General features: G+C 69.7%; 18 protein-coding genes. 10 read left to right on the top strand and 8 right to left on the bottom strand.

The annotated features are described in order from the left end of the window. On the bottom strand, positions 1–151 hold a 151-nt coding region (locus CU044_RS01940; RefSeq protein WP_129766632.1), incomplete at its 3' end, for a TetR family transcriptional regulator. An 85-nt stretch (positions 152–236) separates the two neighbouring features. Here CU044_RS01940 and CU044_RS01935 point away from each other — a divergent pair. Both CU044_RS01935 and CU044_RS01930 read left to right on the top strand, forming a co-directional pair. Continuing rightward, on the top strand, positions 237–659 hold the full coding sequence (locus tag CU044_RS01935; RefSeq protein ID WP_129766631.1) for a nuclear transport factor 2 family protein: 423 nt from the start codon (positions 237–239) through the stop codon (positions 657–659). After that, on the top strand, positions 656–1,498 hold the full coding sequence (locus tag CU044_RS01930; RefSeq protein ID WP_129766630.1) for an NAD(P)H-binding protein: 843 nt from the start codon (positions 656–658) through the stop codon (positions 1,496–1,498). Before CU044_RS01935 ends, CU044_RS01930 begins: the two co-directional genes overlap by 4 nt. A 150-nt stretch (positions 1,499–1,648) precedes the next feature. Here the strand turns inward: CU044_RS01930 and CU044_RS01925 are convergent, their stop codons facing one another. The 4 genes from CU044_RS01925 to CU044_RS01910 all read right to left on the bottom strand — a co-directional run bounded on the left by CU044_RS01925 (position 1,649) and on the right by CU044_RS01910 (position 5,484). Further along, positions 1,649–2,332, bottom strand: coding sequence for a 2'-5' RNA ligase family protein (locus CU044_RS01925; protein ID WP_205124045.1), 684 nt, complete (start codon positions 2,330–2,332; stop codon positions 1,649–1,651). Beyond that, entirely contained in the window at positions 2,329–3,726 is a 1,398-nt protein-coding gene (locus tag CU044_RS01920) for an extracellular solute-binding protein (protein ID WP_165371749.1), read from the bottom strand. Before CU044_RS01920 ends, CU044_RS01925 begins: the two co-directional genes overlap by 4 nt. 101 nt (positions 3,727–3,827) lie before the next feature. Next, a complete protein-coding gene (locus CU044_RS01915; protein ID WP_205124044.1) occupies positions 3,828–4,496 on the bottom strand; it encodes a carbohydrate ABC transporter permease in 669 nt (222 codons plus the stop codon). Positions 4,497–4,644: 148 nt separating this feature from the next. Beyond that, complete coding sequence (locus CU044_RS01910) at positions 4,645–5,484, bottom strand: sugar ABC transporter permease (RefSeq protein WP_165371747.1); 840 nt, start codon at positions 5,482–5,484, stop codon at positions 4,645–4,647. A 199-nt stretch (positions 5,485–5,683) separates the two neighbouring features. Between CU044_RS01910 and CU044_RS01905 the strand changes: the two genes are divergently transcribed. Together CU044_RS01905 and CU044_RS01900 are read left to right on the top strand one after the other, a co-directional pair. Continuing rightward, positions 5,684–6,790: a glycoside hydrolase family 43 protein gene (locus CU044_RS01905; RefSeq protein WP_129766624.1), complete on the top strand. Its 1,107-nt coding sequence runs from the start codon at positions 5,684–5,686 to the stop codon at positions 6,788–6,790. A gap of 104 nt (positions 6,791–6,894) precedes the next feature. Then, entirely contained in the window at positions 6,895–8,310 is a 1,416-nt protein-coding gene (locus CU044_RS01900) for a hypothetical protein (protein ID WP_240045268.1), read from the top strand. A 121-nt stretch (positions 8,311–8,431) separates the two neighbouring features. Here the strand turns inward: CU044_RS01900 and CU044_RS01895 are convergent, their stop codons facing one another. After that, on the bottom strand, positions 8,432–11,734 hold the full coding sequence (locus CU044_RS01895) for a family 78 glycoside hydrolase catalytic domain (RefSeq protein ID WP_129766622.1): 3,303 nt from the start codon (positions 11,732–11,734) through the stop codon (positions 8,432–8,434). Between the two features lie 604 nt (positions 11,735–12,338). Here CU044_RS01895 and CU044_RS01890 point away from each other — a divergent pair. The 3 genes from CU044_RS01890 to CU044_RS01880 all read left to right on the top strand — a co-directional run bounded on the left by CU044_RS01890 (position 12,339) and on the right by CU044_RS01880 (position 15,243). Beyond that, positions 12,339–12,746, top strand: coding sequence for a YciI family protein (locus tag CU044_RS01890; protein ID WP_129766621.1), 408 nt, complete (start codon positions 12,339–12,341; stop codon positions 12,744–12,746). An 8-nt stretch (positions 12,747–12,754) separates the two neighbouring features. Continuing rightward, positions 12,755–13,900 carry a DUF6596 domain-containing protein gene (locus tag CU044_RS01885; RefSeq protein ID WP_129766682.1) on the top strand — a complete coding sequence of 382 codons (1,146 nt, stop codon included), beginning with the start codon at positions 12,755–12,757 and terminating at the stop codon, positions 13,898–13,900. Between the two features lie 233 nt (positions 13,901–14,133). Further along, complete coding sequence (locus tag CU044_RS01880; RefSeq protein WP_240045267.1) at positions 14,134–15,243, top strand: alpha/beta hydrolase; 1,110 nt, start codon at positions 14,134–14,136, stop codon at positions 15,241–15,243. A 105-nt stretch (positions 15,244–15,348) separates the two neighbouring features. Here the strand turns inward: CU044_RS01880 and CU044_RS01875 are convergent, their stop codons facing one another. Then, complete coding sequence (locus CU044_RS01875; protein ID WP_129766620.1) at positions 15,349–15,786, bottom strand: glutaredoxin domain-containing protein; 438 nt, start codon at positions 15,784–15,786, stop codon at positions 15,349–15,351. Between the two features lie 31 nt (positions 15,787–15,817). Between CU044_RS01875 and CU044_RS01870 the strand changes: the two genes are divergently transcribed. The 3 genes from CU044_RS01870 (at position 15,818) to CU044_RS01860 (ending at position 17,844) form a co-directional block, all read left to right on the top strand. Continuing rightward, positions 15,818–15,973 (top strand): hypothetical protein, encoded by a 156-nt coding sequence (locus CU044_RS01870; protein ID WP_193563844.1) that lies wholly within the window; start codon positions 15,818–15,820, stop codon positions 15,971–15,973. A 76-nt stretch (positions 15,974–16,049) separates the two neighbouring features. Beyond that, entirely contained in the window at positions 16,050–16,523 is a 474-nt protein-coding gene (locus CU044_RS01865; RefSeq protein WP_129766619.1) for an alpha/beta hydrolase, read from the top strand. Positions 16,524–16,815: 292 nt separating this feature from the next. Further along, positions 16,816–17,844 carry an AraC family transcriptional regulator gene (locus CU044_RS01860; RefSeq protein WP_129766618.1) on the top strand — a complete coding sequence of 343 codons (1,029 nt, stop codon included), beginning with the start codon at positions 16,816–16,818 and terminating at the stop codon, positions 17,842–17,844. A 215-nt stretch (positions 17,845–18,059) separates the two neighbouring features. On the opposite strand, the gene CU044_RS01855 is transcribed toward CU044_RS01860, so the two are convergent. Continuing rightward, entirely contained in the window at positions 18,060–19,037 is a 978-nt protein-coding gene (locus CU044_RS01855; protein WP_129766617.1) for a phosphotriesterase, read from the bottom strand. Positions 19,038–19,109: the final 72 nt, after the last annotated feature.

The raw sequence follows: 19,109 nt of genomic DNA, 5'->3' as shown, positions 1-19,109 counted from the left end.
AGAGTGTGCCTTTGCCGACGCCGGCCGCCGCTGCGATGTCGGCCATGGTGACGTCTTCGGGGCTGTCGCGGCGGGCGAAGAGGGCGTCAGCTGCCGCGAGGACGGCTTCCCGGTTACGGGCGGCGTCCTTGCGGGGCTTGCGCTCGGTCATGCTGCTCCTCCAGTTGCAAAGCGGACCCCGGGTCCGTAACGTCGAAGCGGACCCGGGGTCCGGATTCTACATATGGAGGATACTCATGTCCGCACCGACTTCTCCGGCGGATCTTTACCGCCACAGCCTGCGATTGCTGCTGGACAAGAACATTCCCGGCTGGGTCGGCCTGTGGGCGGAGGACGGCATCATGGAGTTCCCCTTCGCCCCCGACGGCCGACCCAAGCGACTGGAGGGCAGGGAGGCCATCGCCGCCTACATGCGCCACTACCCCGACCACATCGATCTGCACGACTTCCCCGCCCTGCGGATCCACCGGACCACCGATCCGGAGACCATCGTGGTCGAGATGCGCGGTGTCGGCCGCCTGGTCCAGACCGGCCGGCCCTTCGACATGACCTACATCGCGGTCGTGACCGTTCAGGACGGGCTCATCACCTCCTACCGCGATTACTGGAACCCGCTCGCACTCGAAGCCGGCACCGACTTCGCCGGGAGCAGCCGATGACAACCGCCGGCACCTCTCTGGTCATCGGCGCGACCGGCACCACCGGCAGCCGCACCGCCGCGCGGCTGACAGCCGCCGGCCATCGCGTCAAAGCCGCCAGCCGTCATGCCACCCCGGTCCCCGGCGCGGAACCGGTCCCCTTCAACTGGTACGCCCCAGCCACCCATGCCGCCGCCCTCGACGGGGCCGACCGCGTCTACCTCATACCGCCCCTGGGCGACTCCGATCCGGCGACAGTCATGCTGCCGTTCCTCCGGCACGCCCGCTCCGCCGGCGTATACCGCGCCGTGCTCCTCAGTTCCTCGGCCATCCCCAAGGGCGGCCCGGCGGTGGGAGCGGTGCACGAGGCCCTGCCCGGTCTGTTCGAACAGTGGGCGGTGCTGCGGCCCTCGTGGTTCATGCAGAACTTCACCGGGACGCACGCGCACGCCGTGAGCATCCGTGAGGACGGCGTCATCCGGACCGCGACCGGGAGCGGCCGGGTCGGTTTCGTCGACGCCGAGGACATCGCGGCCGTCGCCGTCCATGCCCTGACCGACGAACACGCCCCCGACACCGATCTCGTCCTCACCGGGCCGGAGGCGCTCAGCTACGACGACATCGCAGCGATCACCACCGAGGTCACCGGCCGGCCCGTAGTGCACCGCCGTCTGTCCTACGAGCACATGCGCGATCAGCTCACGGCGCTGATACCGGTGGAGTTCGCCACGATGCTGGCCGACATGGACCGTGCCATCGCCGAGGGGGCCGAGAACCGCGTCACCGACACCGTCCGGCGCCTCACCGGTCGGCCCGCACTCAGCTTCCGCGCCCATCTTGAAAGGGAGACGCGATGCTGAGATGAGACGCGGCGGCTGAGATTCACGGACGATCAGCGGTTCTGGTTCGGGACACGGCCGACGCCAAGGGCCGACCATGGCGCAGCGGCCGTACCCGACGGCCCGTGCTCGTCCGCAGGGCGGTGGATGCGCCGCGGCAGCGTTCCCGGCTCAGCGCGGCAGACGCCAGGTATGGACGTGCTCCCAGGTGAGGGTCCGCCACCAGCGGCCCGCCCAGTCGTCGCTGCGGGTCCGGTAGAGGGTGACCCTGTCGCCGGGGAACCTCTCCGGGAACGCCACAGGGAGCCCGTCGACGTACTCCCCGACCTCTTCGGACAGATCGGGGCGTACGTACATGTCGTGCGAGACGAGCGACAGGTGCGCCCGGAAGGTGTTCCTGTCGAAATGGTGCTCGGCGTGGTTCGGCGCCGGGGTCTGAAGGGGTGCGACGGCCTTGTCGACACGGGCCGCGAGGTCCACGAAAGCGGAGTTCGGTGTGATGCCGTCGGCGAGGTGGTGGACGTCGTAGACCAGCCCCACTCCTTGCCGTCGGACGCCCGCGTTGTGGACGGTGAAGGCGGGGACGTCGGCCAGTCCCCTGGTCACCGCGGCGACGATCTCCCCGGCCGGGGCCGTGATGTGCCGGCTGCCGACCAGGGTCGCGTGAGGCGGGAACGCCCCGGCCGAGACGATCCCGTACTGCGCCCGCAGCTGCGTGGTCACGGCAGTGACAGCGGCGCAGGTCGCGGGGTCGGGACGGAGGTAGACACCGTAGCGGTACGGGTCTCCCGGAGCCTGCGCGAACCGTTCGGACGTGGCAGCCGGGGTGGGGGTCGGGGTCACGTTCTCGGTCACTTGCCTGCCTGCTCTCGGTAGTCCTTGATCTTGGTGGTCGCCGCCGCCTCAGCCGTCTTCAGAGCGCTGTCGAGGGCGGTCTTGCCGCTGAACGCCTGCTGCATCGCGGGGACGACCTCGGCACGTACACCCGACATCGCGCCGGTGAGGCAGCCGGAGGTGGCCGTCGTGGCCGGGGTGTCGGCGAACTGCTCGCCGAGCACGGCGTAGGGCTCGTTCTTCGCGAGGAACTGCTTCCAGGAGGGCGAGTTGTCGACGCCGGTGTTGATCGGGGCGTAGCCGGACGCCTCGGCGAATCGTTCCTGCGCCTCGGCGGACGCCAGGTAACTGATCAGCTTCCAGCTCGCCACCCGCTCGGCCTCGCCGTGCCCGGCCTGGTCGACCCACATCGCGGCACCGCCGATCGCGGCCCCCGCGGTGGCCTTCGAACACGAGAGGGGATAGGGCAGCGCGGTGTAGTCGGTCATACCGGCCTCCTTGAGGCCGCCGATGGCACCGCTGGAGTTGAACATCATGGCGGTCTTGCCGGCGACGAAGGCGGACAGGGCGGCGTTGCCATCGGCACCGGTGTCGAGCGCGACACCGTCGGTGTAGAGCTTCGCCATGGTGCCGATCGCGGCGCGCTGCGGTCCGCTGGTCAGCTTCAACGCCGTGGCTCCGTCGCCCTCGCGGCCGTTGTCCGGCGTGCAGTAGGGGACCCCGGCCGCGGCGGTGAGCTGCTCGAACCACCAGCCGTCCAGCGGCATGTCGATGCCCTGGGCACCGGAGACCCCGGCGTGGATCTTACGGGCGGCCGCCGCCACGCCCTCCAGCGTGCCGAGGGTCGAGCGGTCCACGCCCGCCCGGTCCAGCAGCTTGTCGTTGACGTACAGCAGAGGCATGGACGTGTTGAGCGGTACGGCGAGCAACTCACCTTCGGCCGTGTAGTAGTTGCGCGCCGCCGGGCGGAGCTGGTCGAGGTCGAGGTCCTCCGGGTTGGCGGCGGCCATCGCCTGGGCGGAGACCGTCTGCCTGGCGTCGCGCAGATAGCCGGTGGTGATGTCGTTGGAGACCATGACGCTCGGCGTACCGCCGTCGCGGATCGCGGAGGTGTACTTGGCGATGGCGTCGGCGTAGCTGCCCTGGAACGACGCCTTCACCACGATCTTGCCGGTGTTGGCCTTGTCGAACGCGTCGATCTCCTTCTGGAGCGCCCCGCCGGCCGCGCCGCCGACGCCGTGCCACAGGGTCACGGTGACCGGCCCCTTCGCGGCTGCCAGCGCGGAAGGTCCCGGTGCGGCTCCGGTGGCCTCCTCGCCGGAACCGCCGCAGGCGGTGAGTGTCGTCGCGGTGACGGTCGTCAGGAGCGCGGCCAGGACGGGCAGCCTTCTGGAACGCGAGGTGCGTGAGGACATGGCGGATCGTCTTTCTTCTCGGTACGGGCCGGGCGTTCGAGGCTCGGCACGGGTCTCGGTACGGGTCTCAGCGCGTGTATGCGCGTGCATGAAGGAGGGGGCTACGTGGTGACCCGTGCGGCCAGGCCCCGGACCAGGAAGCGCTGCCCGAACAGGACGAGCAGCAGGGTCGGCAGCAGGACGAGCAGGGTGCCCGCGTAGATCACGGCCGGGGTGGTGGCCTGGTCGACGGCGAGTTGGGCGAGGCCGACCTGGATGGTGCGCCGCTGGGGGGAGTCGGTGATCAGCAGCGGCCAGAAGTAGCCGTTCCAGGCCGACTGGGCGCACCACATCGCCGCCGTGATCAATTGCGGCCGTGCCATGGGCAGTACGACATGCAGCAGGGCCCGCAGTTCCCCGCAGCCGTCCAGGCGGGCGGCCTCCCAGGTCTCCCGCGGCAGCGCGAGGAACGCCTGACGGAGCAGGAAGACCGCGTAACCCGCGGCCAGGTACGGGATGACGATCCCGAGCAGGGTGTCGCGCAGCCCGAGTGCGGTGGCGGTCTCGAAGTTGGGGATGACCAGGCTCTCCCCGGGGAACGCCAGGGTGGCCAGCACCAGTGCGAAGGCGATGCCCCGGCCGCGCCAGCGGGGAAAGACGAGCGCGTACGCGGCCAGTGCGGCGGTGGCCAGTTGGGCGGTCGCCTGGAGCGCGGTGACGGCCACGCTGACCAGGTACTGCCGGGCCAGCGGTGCGGAGTCCAGCGCCTCGCGCACGTTGTCCAGGGTCAACCGGCCCGGCACCGGCACAAGGCGGCCGGCGGCGACGTCGCCCGGCGGGAGGAGGGTGGTGACGACGGTGACTAGACGGGGAAGGTGACGAGCACGACCACGGCGCCGAGCCACAACCAGCGCAGTACGGAACCGGTCTGAAGGCGTTTCATGCCCATCTCCTCAGCACCCGGAACTGGATCGCGGTGATCACCAGGACGAGGGCCAGCAGGACCACGGCCAGGGCCGAGGCCGAACCGATCTGGGGCAGCGCCTCGCCGAACGCGCGCTGGTACAGCTCGTACACCAGCGTGGACGTGGCACCGGACGGACCGCCCCGGGTGAGCACCTGTACCTGGGTGAACACCTGTAGGCCGTTGATGGTCTGGGTGACCAGAAGGAACACCAGGCTCGGCCGGAGCATGGGGATGATCACCGACCAGGCGAGCCGCGCTCCCGAGGCGCCGTCGAGCGCCGCGGCCTCGATGACTTCCTGGTCGAGCCGGCTCAGCGCGGCCAGCAGTACGAGGAAGGCGAAACCGAACTCGTACCAGGCGGTGGCGATCGAAATGCTGATGATGGCCCACGTCGGTGACTGCAGCCACTGCGGCCCGCCGACGCCGAGCTGGGCGAGCATCTGGTTGAGCGTCCCGACCGCCGGCGCGAACAGGCCCGCGAACACGGCGGCCGACGCCGCCGCCGAGAAGGCGAACGGCAGGGAGAGCAGCACCGACACCACGGCACGCGGTTTCCGGGCGGCCCGGCGCAGCGGGAGCGCCGCGGCGAGCGCGCCGCCCACGGAGAGCAGCACGCTGAGGCCGGCGATGGCCCCGGTGGCGAGCAGCGCCCGCCGCAGCTCCGGGTCGGCGACCAGGTCGACGTAGTGCTCGACGCCGACGAACCGCGAGGGTTCGCCCAGCAGATCGGTGTCGTACAAGCCCAGGACGACGCCTCGGACGACCGGCCAGTACGCGAAGACGAGCAGCAGTCCGACGCACGGCAGAACCATCAGCGGACCGGCCGTGGCGGCCGGACGCCGTGGTCCCGCCGATCCGCGCGGTCTGCCGCGTCGGCGGCGAAGTGGAACGTCCGGCGCCCTACCGCCGGCCAGGTACGAGTTCGTCGGGCTGCTCCTCCATTGACGGCAGCTCACCGCGTGGCGATGATTGAGAGCGCTCTCTGTCGTGGACATGATCAGGAGGAACCTGATGTCCCCTACGCGATGGCTCGCCGGCATCGTTCCCCTCGGACTCGTCGGCACACTGATCCTCGGGCAGGCCGTGACCACCGCCGGACCCGCCGAAGCCGTCACCGCGGTGACGGACGACCAGCCGTCCACGCTCGGCCGCCCCCTCGTCGGCGGCGCCGACCCGAGCGTCATCAAGGTCGGCGACCTCTACGTCTCCGCCAAGTCCGTGGACGGCGGCATCGCGGTGCGGTCGGCGTCCACCCTGGAGGGCGTCGCCACCGCGCCCAAGCACCAGGTGTGGCAGGACACCGGCAACCTCGGCGAGGTCTGGGCCCCCGAGATCGTGCACCACGACGGTCAGTACCGCATCTACTTCGCCGCCGGCAGCGGCGCGGCCCACCGGATGTACCACATCAGCTCGGCCGCCCCGGACACCGGCTACTCCGCCGCCACCAAAGTCGCCCTGCCCGACGACAAGTGGGCCATCGACGGGGTGCCCCTCACCTTCGGCGGCCAGCGCTGGTTCGTGTGGTCCGGCTGGTCCGGCGACACCAACGTCGAACAGAACCTGTACATCGCCCGGATGAGCGGTCCCACCACGACCACCGGCGGCCGTTACGTCATATCGCAGCCACGCGAGCCGTGGGAACGGGTCGTAGGCAACCCCTACATCAACGAGGCACCGCAGCCGATCGTCGACCCCAGCGGGCAGTTGCACATCGTGTACTCCGCGAACGGCAGCTGGAGCAGCCAGTACTGCATCGCCGACCTGCGGCTGCGGGCCGGCGGCGACCCGACGTACGTGTGGGACTGGTACAAGAGCAACGGCTGCCTGTTCGGCTCGCACGCCCCGACCATGATGCCGGGCTGGGATCCCACGCTGAATGTCGACGGCCCCGGCCACCACACGTTCGTCCTGCCGCGCGGTGACGTCGCCGCCGGCCCGCCGTCCGGCAACCGGTTCCCGACCATGTTCCACGCGGTCGCCAAGGGCACACCGTACTCATGGGCCAACCGCTACTGGTACACCGGCACGGCCGTCTGGTGGGGCAACACCACGTACCGCCGGGCCAACGTACCGGGCGCAACCAGCACCGTCGGGTACAGCCTCAAGTTCTTCGAGTGAGAACCGGCCCCGGGCTTGTCGCGACCGCCTCCGCGAACCGTCGGTGCGCTGCCACCGGCCACGCCCCTTGCTGTCCGATGCCCCTCGCGAGGAGGAGTCCGCCCATGTTCGACCCGCCTGCACTTTCCCGACGTCGCTTCCTAGGAGCAACGGGCGCGATCGGACTCACCAGTGTCTTCGGGGCCGGGACGACGGGCACCGCCCTGGCAGCGGACGGCAGCGGCGTCGTACCCGTCAACTGGTCCAACCTCGGCTCCTACTCAGGGGCGGACGCCGCCGGAACCCGCGTGACGGCCGTCCTCGCGGGGAGTGCCCGTTACCTGATCGGACCCTGGTACGCCGCCACCTACACCCACTACCTTCCCGACGGCTACATCGATCTCAAGGGAACGGACGAACGGGCTGTCCGGCTGCCCGCCATGGCCGCGGTCGCCGCCACCACCGCCTTGGTCACGGACACGTACGACCCGAGGACGCTGTCGGCCGCGAACGCCACCATCCGGACCCGCAATCTGATCCGGACCCTCGCCGCCCGGCACCGGGCCAACAACACGAACACCGGGAACCGTTGGGGCGGCGGATGGCAGACCGCCCTGTGGGCGTACTACACGGCGCTGGCAGGCTGGCTCTTCTGGGACCGGCTGGACGCCACCACGCGCGATCATCTCGTCGCCATGCTGGTATGGGAAGCGGACCGGCTCACCACCGGCAACGGCGTGCACCTCATCGGCACCAGCGGTGATCAGCTGTACATGACCCGCCGCGACGGCACCGTCGTCACCCCCGGGGACAGCAAGGCGGAAGAGGACAACTGGAGCGCCGCCGCACTCTCCCTGGCCGCCTCGATGATGCCGGGCCACCCCGGCACCGCCCGCTGGACGCGTCGCAACATCGAGCTCCTCCTGGCCGCGGCAGCCAGACCGGCCGACCTCACCAGCAGCGAGACCATCAACGGTATCCGGTTGTCCTCCTGGCTCCAGGGGACGAACATCGCCGACGACGGAACACTGGAGAACCACGCACGGCTGCACCCGCTGTACATGGTGGCCTTCGACCAGAGCCTCTACCAGGGTTTCGTCTTCGGCCTGGCGAACCGGGCCGCACCGCGGGCCGCGCTGCACAACATCAATCGGACGTACGCCGCGCTGGTGGAGAAACCCTTCCCGCTGCCCGGCGGGGGCACCAGCCCGATCTACCGTGAGAACTCGGCGGAGATCTACTACCCCGAGGGCAACGACTGGGGTACGCACTTCCCCTTCTACTTCGGCAACTTCGACCTTCTGGTCTCACTCACCGGGCAGGACCACGACATCTCGCCGCCCGCCGCCGAGTGGGAGCGACTGCACAACAACGCGCAGCTCTCCCTCATGTCCCGCTTCACCGACGGCCGAACCTACGGCGCAGCCGGGGAGAACACCTACCACGGGCGGGAGCACCGCATCGGCGCCATGGCGGGGCAGACGTATCTCACGCTGTTCCTGGCCCGCAATTCGACCGGCAACCGACTGCGATGGGCCTGAGACCGAGCCGGCCTCGCTGCCGCCGAGTGGCACCGACCGCTCCAGGACCGCACGTGGCCCGCCGACTCCTCCCGAAGGAGAGCCGGCGGGCCACGGGTCGCACCGACGGCCGGCCGCGTCGTCAGGCCCGTGAGGTGAACTCCCAGTACCCCTGGGGCACCTTGTACACCACGAACCCGTTGTCCAGCCGTATCTTCCCGGCTTCCTCGTGGGCAGTCACCTCGGCCTTGTCAGGAGCCGGCACATGGACCTCGGCGGTGGAGCCGACCGGGACCTTCACCCGCAGGCGGAACGTGCCGTCGGCCGTGGCCCAGGCCACCGACACCTCACCGCGGACGGTGCGCAGCGAGGTACGGGCCCAGCTGACCCCGACCCGGGCGTCGGGCTTGACGGTGAAGGTCCGGTAGCCGTCGCTTCCCGGACGCAGTCCTGCCACGTTCTCGTAGAGCCACTGGACAACCGTCCCCTTGAAGTAGTGGTTGTGTGAGCGGTTCTCCGGTACCCGCCAGTATTCCCACATGGTGTCGGCGCCGTTCTCGAACCAGTAGCCCCAGCTGGGGTAGGCACGCTGGGTGGCGACCTTGTGGGCGAGGTCGGCATGACCGTGGGCGGTGAGCTGGGGCAGCAGGACGCTGGTTCCCAGGACACCGGTGTTCAGGGTGTTCGGCGAGCGCGTGGTCGGATCCCCCTGCGGCGGCGGGGAGGTGATGTTCTGGACGAGTGAGGCGACGACTCCGGGGACTGCCGCGTTCGGCACCAGACCGAACGCCAGCGGGATGACGTTGCTGGTCTGCCGGTAGTTCCTGTCGCGACTGGTCCGGTAGTGACCGGCCGACGTCAGGAAGGTCCGGTTCAGTGCCGTCTTGATCTCCTCGGCCGCCGCGCGCAGGCGCTCTCCCTCGTCCTTCTCACCCGCCACGCCGGACAGGTCGGCGACGGCGAGCAGGGACCGGTGGAGGTAGGCACTGGCCGTCAGCGTCGCGTCCTCGGGAGGTTCGATGTGGCCAGGCGAAAGGTAGTCACCGATCACCGAGCTGACCAGTCCGTTCGTCCTGCGCCCGAGCTCCCAGTCCAGGTAGCGGACGACGGAGGCCCAGTGCTCACGCACCAGGCGTTCGTCGCCGTAGGTCCGGTGCATCTGGTGCAGCAGCAGCGGGTACACCGTGGTCCACTCCGGGGCCGGATTGTACTCGTTGTAGCCCCACCCCGGGCTCGGCACGATGCTGGGGATCCGCCCGGAGGCTTCCTGGCTGTCCTTGATGTCGTTCAGCCACTTGCTGAAGAACCGCTGCAGGCCGAAGGTGTACAGCATCGAGGGTACGGCGACGTTCGCGTCCCCCGTCCAGCCGTTCTTCTCGTACTTCGGGGTGTCTGTCGGGATGCCGTGCAGGTTGTTGGCGAGCGTGCGTCGCATCGCCTTGTCCAGCTGCTCGTAGAAACCTTCCGAGCAGGCGAAGTCACTCGCTTCGTCGACAGCGCTGTGGACCAGGCGGCCCAGCACCTGTCCTGGCTTCGGCGCTTCGGACAGTCCTGAGACCTCCACGTACCGGAACCCCTTGTAGCTGAACTTGGGCTCCCACACCTCGGCCCGTCCGGTGCCGGCGCACACGTACTCGTCTCGCTGGAAGCGCCCCGGGGTGAAGCCGCTCGCGTCGATGACCCTGCCCCGGCCGTCCAGCTTCTCGCTGTGGACGAGCGCCACCTTGGTGCCGGCCGCGGCGGTGACCGCGAGCCGGCACCAGCCGGCCATGGTGCGGCCCATGTCCACCAGATAGACGCCGTCACCTACGTCCTTCACCTCGGTCGGGTGCACCGTCTCCACGATCTCGATCGGCTCAAGTGCCTGTGGGCGCAGCGTTCCCCTGGGTGACTCCTGCTTCGGGGCGGGCCACCAGTCCCGGTCGTCGAACCCGGGGCGGGTCCAGTCGGCAGGCGCCGAACGAGCGTCGTAGGTCTCCCCCGCGTACAGGGAGTTGGACCGCGTGGGCCCAGCCGTCAGCCGCCAGGATTCGTCGGTGGCCACGGTCGTGGTCGTACCGTCGGTGTGACGGATCTCCAGTTGGGCGAGCAGTCGGGGCTCACCGTGCCAGGCCGCGTTGCCCCAGCCCCAGGCGTTGGGCGTTTTGATCCCGTAGAAACCACGGCCCAGGGTCACACCGATCGCGTTCTGTCCACGTTCGACGGCGTCCGTGACGTCATGGACGGCGTACAGCACCGTCGCCTCGTAGTTGGTGATCGCTGGATCGAGGACCTGCCGGCCCACACGTCTGCCGTTGATCTCCGCCTCGTAGTACGCGACACCGCTGATGTAGAGGCGGGCCTGGGCCACACGCTTGGAAACCGTGAAGTCACGCCGCAACAGCGGCGCGGGTCCCTCCGGAGTCGGGGGAAAACCTGCCCCGCGCCCCCACGGACCATCTCCATAAGGGGCGAGGGCGTTGGCCCGGCCCCAGGCGCTGTCGTCGAACTCCGCTTGCGTCCAGCCCTGTTCTTCTCGCGAGGAGACCCGCCATGTGCCGTCTGTGACGAATTCGGCCACTTGGGAGCCTGCTCCGTCCTCCACGAGAAGGCGGACCAGGAGACCGGCCGGATTGTCCCCTCGGTTCGTGGCGACGGCCGCGAACGTGAAACTCCCCCCTGCCTGCACCCGCTGGGCGATGTCGATGACCTTGCCCTCGCGCCAACCGTCCGAGCGCTGATCCGCGTGAAGGACCCTTTCACCGTCCACGTACAGAGTGAAGTCGTCGTCAGCGGTTGCCATCAGCGTGGCCTTGGCGACTCGGGCGCCCTCGGGCAGTGTGAACGTGCCACGGAACCATCGCGGGCCCTGGGGCGCGGCGTTCGCCGTGGCGTCAGCCGACCAGATCCAGGACGCGCCGTCGAATTCCGGCGCCGGAACGGTGAAGCCGATCCAGTGGCCCTTCCAGCCGTCGTCCGGCAGAGCCGTCTCCCACCAGCGCACCGGACTCCACGACGAAGGGCGCCCTCTCTCGTCCCAGACCCGGACCTGCCAGTAGTACCGGGTGCGCGGCTGAAGCTCCGGACCGGCGTAGGCGACCTGGATACTGCGATCCGAGGCGACACGGCCGGAGTCCCACACCAGCCGACGGCCACTGTGAAGATCGGAGACAGAGCGGGCCGTGCGGATCTGGTAGGCGGTCTGCGCCGCGCCACGACGCCCCTCGGCCGACAGTTCCCAGGAAAGCCGGGGCTTGTCGATGTCGGTTCCCAGCAGGTTCTCGGCGTACTCAACGCTGGTGCGCTGGACGCGCAGTGGTGCTTGGCGACCGTCGTGATCATGGTCTCCGTCGTGATCCAGCGCTCCGGCCGGCGTGGCGCCGAGCGTCGCCTGGCCCACGGCCGTGGCCGCGACGGCGATCACGGTGGTGCGCAGGAGTTTTCTGCGGTTCCAGTCTTCGGTCATCGTGTTCCTTTGGGCGGCGGGAGGAGCACGGGGTGAGCGCGGGGGGACACGGCCAGAGACCGACTTGAATCGTTTCACCCCGGGCGCGTGACGGCGATCGTAGGCCGCCCCCGCGACAGGCATCAACACCCGTGCGCTCTCGTCCGGGCTCCCGGTGGCCTGCTCTCTCCGCCGTTCCGGACCGGTGGGGACACACACCATGGAGCCGCCGCCCGCGAGGGAAAAGCGCCCCATGTCCGTGCGGCCAACGGTCCGACGGGCCGGTACGCCGCCGGCGGGCTGTGGCATCGCCATGGGAGGTGCCGGTCAACGGATACGGGAGGACCCGGGAACGACGTGCGAACTGCTCAACAGGTATGAACACTTCGTGCGCTTCAACCGGGTCCGGGTCCGGTCGATCGTGGCCGCACCGGATCGAGGGTGTCGTGCGGGTCCTCGACGTGCCTCGCGCCACGCCGTGAGCCCGGACACCGCGGGACGACTCACCGGGGCTCACCCATGGGAGCCAAAATAATCGGACGGCGATGTCGAGAATCCGTGGCCGGCTCCGTCCCAGCCATGAACGCGGCCACAATGGGTCGCACCAGCACCAAGGAGAAACACGATGGCCAAGTACTTGCTGCTCAAGCACTACCGCGGCGCGCCGGCCCCGGTCAACGACGTGCCCATGGACCGGTGGACGCCGGAGGAGATCTCGGCCCACGTTCAGTACATGAACGATTTCGCGGCCCGGCTCGAGGAGACCGGCGAGTACGTCGACAGCCAGGCGCTCGCCCCCGAGGGAACGTTCGTCCGGTACGACGGGGAGGGTCGCCCTCCGGTCACCGACGGCCCATTCGCCGAGACCAAGGACGTGATCGCCGGCTGGATGGTGATCGACGTCGACAGCTACGAGCGCGCCGTCGAGCTGGCCGGGATCCTGTCCGCCGCCCCCGGGGCCGGCGGGGACCCGATCCACGAGTGGCTCGAGCTGCGCCCGTTCCTGACCGAGCCGCCCACCATCACGGAGTGACTTCCGAGGTGAACGAGGTCCTGCTCCGGAGCCTCACGCCGAGCGTGCTCGGTGTCCTCGTCCGCCGCGGAGCCGACTTCTCGGCGGCCGAGGACGCCGTGCAGGACGCGCTGGTCGAGGCGGTCCGCGTCTGGCCGGCCGGCCCGCCGCGGGACCCGAAGGGCTGGCTGGTCACCGTGGCCTGGCGCCGGTTCCTCGACGTGACCCGGTCGGACGCCGCCCGCCGTCGGCGTGAGGACCTCATCGACGAGGAGCCGGCGCCAGGCCACGCACCCGCGGCGGACGACACGCTCCAGCTCTACTTCCTGTGCGCCCATCCCTCGCTGACGCCGTCGTCGGCGGTCGCGCTCACGCTCCGCGCCGTCGGTGGGCTGACCACCCGCCAGATCGCCCAGGCCTACCTGGTGCCGGAGGCGACGATGGCGCAGCGCATCAGCCGGGCCAAGCGCACCGTCTCCGGCGTGCGGTTCGACCAGCCCGGCGAGGTCGCCACCGTGCTGCGCGTCCTCTACCTGGTCTTCAACGAGGGCTACTCCGGCGATGTCGACCTCGCCACCGAGGCCATCCGGCTCACCCGGCAGCTCGCGGTCGCCATTGACCACCCCGAGGTGGCTGGGCTGCTCGCGCTCATGCTGCTCCACCACGCCCGGCGCGCCGCCAGGACGGCGCCGGACGGCAGCCTGGTGCCGCTCGCCGAGCAGGACCGCCGCCGGTGGGACACCGGGTCGATCGCCGAGGGCGTCGGGATCCTCCAGGCGGCCCTGGCCCGCGACCGGCTGGGCGAGTTCCAGGCCCAGGCCGCCATCGCGGCACTCCACGCCGACGCGACCACCGCCGAGGAGACCGACTGGGTGCAGATCGTCGAGTGGTACGACGAGCTCGCGCGCCTGACCGACAGCCCGGTTGTCCGGCTCAACCGCGCGGTGGCCGTCGGCGAGGCCGACGGACCGCGCGCCGGTCTGGCGGCGCTCGCAGCGGTGGACGACTCGCTGCCCCGCCACGCCGCGGTGGCGGCGTATCTCCACGAGCGCGACGGCGACGTGGCGACGGCGGCACGGCTGTACGCCGAGGCGGCCCACAAGGCATCCAACCTCGCCGAACGCGACCACCTGACACGTAAGGCCGCCCGGCTCAACGATCGCCGGCGTCCCTGACGGTTCGCGCCCGGATTCCCCGGCGGCACTCGACGCGGGCCGCGTGGCCGGCGCGACCGCCTCTCGGTGAGCAGGCGGCACAGCCGGTACTGGTATCCGGGTGTGGGACGAGCTTCACACGGTGCTGCTGAGGCAACCGCGGGCGGCCGATCGCTCGGCCGGGTCAATCCGTGCCCGGTCTCGGTTGCGCGGCCGGCCGTCCCGATGTTGGGTGAGAGGGACCCCGCCGCTCCGTGAAGACAACCGCCGGCGGGCCGCCCGACACCCTGGATTCCACCGTCGAATCAAGCTGGTGCACCGTGGAAATACCCGATGGGACCGACCACAGTCGTCGTCAATTCCTCGGCGCGGCGGCCGGAGCCGTTGTCACCGCCCAGATCGGCATGGCCGGTTCGGCGCACGCCGACGCGGGCGGGAAGGAGCCGCCGGTTCCGTCGACGGCACCTACGTCCTTCGGCCCCTTGAAGCAGATCAATGCCGGTGTGCTGAATGTCGGGTACGTCGAGGCCGGTCCCGTCGATGGCCGCGCTGTCGTGCTTCTGCACGGCTGGCCCTACGACATTCACAGTTATGTCGAGGTCGCGTCTTTGCTCGCGGCCGAGGGCTACCGGGTGATCGTCCCCTATCTGCGGGGCCATGGCACGACGCGCTTTCTTTCGCGTACGACGTTCCGGAACGCCCAGCAGTCGGTGTTCGCCGTCGACATCCTGGCTCTGATGGACGCCCTCAAGATCGAGAAGGCGATCCTCGCCGGTTACGACTGGGGATCACGCACAGCCGACATCATCGCGGCACTCTGGCCGGAGCGCTGCACGGCCCTGGTCTCCGTGACCGGCTATCTGATCACCAACCGTGAGGCCAACAAGCGGCCGTTGCCGCCGAAGGACGAATGGGCCTGGTGGTACCAGTTCTACTTCGCCACCGAAAGGGGCGAGCTCGGGCTCGATGAGTACCGGCACGATCTGGGGCGGCTCGTCTGGAAGTTCAACTCCCCGACATGGGACTTCGACGAGGCGACATACGACCGCACCGCGCGGGCATTCGACAATCCGGACTACGTCGCGATCGTGATCGACAACTACCGCTGGCGGCTGAGCCTGGCCAAAGGAGACCCTCAATATGACGGTCTCGAAAAACGGCTCGCCGCGGCTCCCGTCATCGGGGTCCCCACGATCACCATTGACGGTCAATACGATCCGTTTACGCCCCCCGGAAACGGTGCGTCCTACCGTGACAAGTTCTCGGGGAAATACGCGCATCGCACCCTGAAAGCCGGCCACAACGTCCCGCAGGAGGCACCCGAAGCCTTCACTGAAGCCATTATCGAAGCGGATGGCTTCTGATCACGCTCTCTGCGCAGCTTGCGCATCGGCGGCACGCCGCCCAGAGAGTGGAAGGCCGCCCGGAGAGTGGAAGAAGGAACTCGACCGGTTGGGCAGCGCTCCCCATCACGCGGAAGGGAAGAGCTGTTCGCGCACCCACTCAGGATCGGGATTGACATGCGGCCGGCCCGCCACGAAGACAGTCGGCACGGTCTCGTTGCCCTCGTTGGCCGCCCTCACCGCTGCCGCTCCGGCCGGGTCACGCCAGATGTCGACCCAGTGCAACCGCCGGGCGCTACGGCCCAGCCGGAAACGCAGTCGCAGACAGTACTTGCAGCCCGACCGCCAGAAGACGACCGGCCGGCCGTCGACGGCGCTGCGGCATTGCGCCTCCAGCGCACTGACCGACCTCGGGAAGACGAGAGGCGAGTTCACGCCTGCGAGCAGTACGAAACCCAGCAGGAGCGCTGCGGCTGCGCCGGGTTTCCCCCCGAAGGCCAGCCCAGTCGCGACGGCTGAGCCGCAGAGCACCAGCAGTATCGGCAGAATCCAAGCGCGCGTCATAGTGACGCAGGCTATCGATGAGTCGAAGAGCGTGCTTTCGTTTCGGGCTCGCCAGCTCACCGGCTGCCAGGCCATCGCGCTGGTCTCCCGGATCGCCATGATCAACGCGACCAACCGCCTCGGCGTGATCCTGGACAACCAGGGCGGTGCGTACGAACCCGGCGCCCTCGCCGGCATCACGAGCTGACCGCCAGGCGCATCGCCGGCCCTGCCCGAGAGCATTCAGTCCGGGCAGGGCCTGTCCCGAACACGGCGCCGAGGCCATGCGTCTGGTCGGGGCGTTCGCGGCGCGCCACGCCGGCCATCCGGGGCTCCCCGAGGTCCTGGCCGCTTTCCAGGCCATCCCCACGATCTCGGACGACGCACAGATGACAGCCGTCGCCCGGGGGCTGTTCCCCGCGTACTTCGCCGACTACTGGGGCAGGGAGGAGGAGTTCGCTCCGCTGCGGGCCTCGGTGCGGGCCGGGCACATCTCCGGGCTGGACGAAGCCCTTTCCCCGCTCGTCATCGACGACCGCGCGGACCTCGGCTCACTCACCGTACCGACCCTCGTCGTCGTCGGCCGCCACGACGTCATCTGCGGGGTGCGATGGGCCGAGGAACTGCACCGGCTGATCCCCGGATCCGAACTGCTGATCCTGGAGAACAGCGGGCACTTCGGCCACATCGAGGAGCCGGAGACCTTCTCGCGGGCGGTGACACGTTTTGTGATCGCGGCCAACTCCCTCGCCGACTAGGTCATTCGACGCGGCCGGATCGAACGGTCCGGCCCCGGCTTGCGACCGCACGAGGTCTCGGATGCCTCCTGCTCCATCGTGATCAGCCACCCGGACGCGGTCACCGAGCTCATCACGAGTGCCGACCGCGGCACACGCTGATCGCAGTCCCCCTCCGCGACAGCCCGCCTGTTCTCAGGCGGGCTGTCCGCTCTGTCGTACGGGCGGCCCCCTCCTCGCTCGCGGCGGTGGCGCGGCCGGCGGCCGGAGGGAGAGCACAAGTGCCCCGCTCCCGGGCCGATTAGGATGAGGCGTGAACCCCTGGAGCCAAGCTCTCGCTCTCTCCTCGGCGAGCGCCTGGGACGAGGTCTTCACCGGCCTCCACGGCGCCAGCCGGATCAGCGTGTCGGACCACGACGCCCCGTGGACCGGACGCCTGGAGTGGCAGCAGTCGAAGGTCTACGGCCTCGCCCTCTGCTCCGGCGGCCAGGAAGTGGTGAAGAGGGACAGCCGGCACATCCGGTCCGACCCCCGGGGCACGTACGAACTCCTCGTACCGCTCGCCGGAACGGCCTGGGTGGAGCAGGGGGCCTCGTCCGCGGAGATCCGGCCCGGCAGCATGGTGTTGTGCGACATCGACCGCCCGATGACCTTCGCACACGACGCCGACTTCCTGTCGATCGCCTTCATCATGTCCGGCCAGGACGTAGCCGTACGCAGCCCGGTCGCGGCCCGGGGGCCGCAACTGCTCAGCGGCGCCCGTGGACTGGGCAGGGTCGTCCGGCAGTTGACCACCACCCTGCATGAGGAGCGCGAGCAACTCTCCGAGACCACCTTCGACATCGCCTGCGACCGGCTGCTGGACCTGGTGTGTCTGGCCGCGGAGGGCGGCGACGACACAGCGCCCACAGGGCAGCGAGCGACGGTCGAGGCCGCGATCCGACGCCACGTACGCCGGCACGCCTGCGACAGGGACCTGGACGTCGTCGGCATCGCGCGGGCGCTCGGCTGGTCCGCGCGCCACGTCCAACAGGTGCTGCAGGCGGCCGGCACCACATCACGCGATCTCATCCGCCGCGAGCGGCTGAACGTCGCCCGAACCCGCCTGGCCGGCGCGAGCTGGGCGACGTACTCGATCGCGGAGATCGCGTATTCCTGCGGCTTCGGCAGTCATGCCTCGTTCGCCACCGCGTTCCGGGAGGAGTTCGGCATGCCGCCGCGCGAAGCCAGGTACAGCGCCCGGCCCGGGGCCGAGCCCCCTGACGACCTGGCCGGCCAGGGCCTGTCTCCAAGGAGCGCCGTCCACCAGCAGGGCCGCCAGGGCGTTGAAGACCGGCACTAGGGTCTTTCGTTTGGATCAGGCCGGATCAGGGAGCGGGGTCTGGTGGAGGGGGTCCCTCCCGTGCCGTTCAGGCTACGGGGGAGGATCGCGAGGCGGAGGAGGGAGCCATGGCGGAGCCCTGGTGACCGACGACAACGCGGCGAGGCGCGGCCCGCCGCGGCAGCGGCTGATGTCACCGCGGGCACGCGAGCCCGGCATGATCCAAACGAGAGGCCCTAGCCGTTGGCAGGGCTGAAGTACCGGCGTGGATTGTCGACCAGCATGGTGGTGAGCTGCGCCTCGGGGACGCCGTCCCGGCGCAGCGCCGGGAGCACCTCGTCGTGCAGGTGGGTGTAGTGCCAGTTCGGCGCGATCCGCTCCCGTACGCCGGGCGGGAACCAGTCGATGTGGCATGACGCGTCGTGCGACAGAACCATCCGTTCGGCGAACCCCTCGCGCGCGAGCGCCGCGACGGTCGCCACTCGCTGGTCGCCGGGCAGGAGGATGTCGAGGCCGAAGCGGTCCATTCCGACGTACGAGCCGCTGTCGATGAGCCGGTGCAGGTAGTCCAGGTCGGTGGTGTCGCCGCTGTGGCCGATCACGACCGCGCCGAGGTCCACACCCTCGCCGCGCAGGACGTCCTGCGCGGCAAGCCCCGTACGGGCGTTCGCGTTCGTGTGGACCGTGATCGGGGCGCCGGTGCGCAGATGGGCCTGGGCCACCGCTCGCATCACCCGTTCCACACCCGGGGTGAGTTCGTCCTCGACCGCGCATTTCAGGAACGCGGCCCTGACGCCGGTGTCCGCGATGCCCTCGGTGAGTTCACGGACGAACAACTCGGTCATGGCCTCGGGGCCGCCGAGCATCGTGCCCGGCCCGTGCAAGCGGAAGAAGTCGGGGATATCGGCCAGCGTGTAGAGGCCGGTGGCCGCGACGATGTGGAGGTCGACCTGTTCATTCACCTGGGCGACGCGCGCGACATTCCGTCCGAGGCCGATGACGGTGGGGGCGACGATGGTGGTGACGCCGGTCGCGGCAAGGGCCTTCAGCCGGGTCACGGCGTCGCTGATGCGTTCCTGCTCGTCCCAGGTCTCCGGCAGGCTCTGCCGGAGTTCCTCGTTGAGGACGAAGGCGTGCTCGTGCATCAGTACGGTGCCGAGGTCACGTGCCGCCACAGGGCCGCGGACGGTTTGTACCTGCGGGGTCGAGGTCATGCGGATCCTTCGATGTACGGCTGGGAGACGCCCGTCGATCGGGCGGCCGGGGAGTGGTGTTCGGTGTGTTCT

This window comes from Streptomyces sp. L-9-10 (assembly GCF_004151105.1).
GTDB lineage: Bacteria > Actinomycetota > Actinomycetes > Streptomycetales > Streptomycetaceae > Streptomyces.
This window is presented reverse-complemented; position numbering and strand designations above follow the sequence as displayed.

Bases quoted from the DNA above. Each gene is read 5' to 3' on its own strand.
- CU044_RS01935 (WP_129766631.1), top strand. From the start codon at position 237: ATGTCCGCACCGACTTCTCCGGCGGATCTTTACCGCCACAGCCTGCGA.
- CU044_RS01930 (WP_129766630.1), top strand. From the start codon at position 656: ATGACAACCGCCGGCACCTCTCTGGTCATCGGCGCGACCGGCACCACC.
- CU044_RS01920 (WP_165371749.1), bottom strand. From the start codon at position 3,726: ATGTCCTCACGCACCTCGCGTTCCAGAAGGCTGCCCGTCCTGGCCGCG.
- CU044_RS01910 (WP_165371747.1), bottom strand. From the start codon at position 5,484: ATGGTTCTGCCGTGCGTCGGACTGCTGCTCGTCTTCGCGTACTGGCCG.
- CU044_RS01905 (WP_129766624.1), top strand. From the start codon at position 5,684: ATGTCCCCTACGCGATGGCTCGCCGGCATCGTTCCCCTCGGACTCGTC.
- CU044_RS01900 (WP_240045268.1), top strand. From the start codon at position 6,895: ATGTTCGACCCGCCTGCACTTTCCCGACGTCGCTTCCTAGGAGCAACG.
- CU044_RS01895 (WP_129766622.1), bottom strand. From the start codon at position 11,734: ATGACCGAAGACTGGAACCGCAGAAAACTCCTGCGCACCACCGTGATC.
- CU044_RS01890 (WP_129766621.1), top strand. From the start codon at position 12,339: ATGGCCAAGTACTTGCTGCTCAAGCACTACCGCGGCGCGCCGGCCCCG.
- CU044_RS01875 (WP_129766620.1), bottom strand. From the start codon at position 15,786: ATGACGCGCGCTTGGATTCTGCCGATACTGCTGGTGCTCTGCGGCTCA.
- CU044_RS01865 (WP_129766619.1), top strand. From the start codon at position 16,050: ATGCGTCTGGTCGGGGCGTTCGCGGCGCGCCACGCCGGCCATCCGGGG.
- CU044_RS01855 (WP_129766617.1), bottom strand. From the start codon at position 19,037: ATGACCTCGACCCCGCAGGTACAAACCGTCCGCGGCCCTGTGGCGGCA.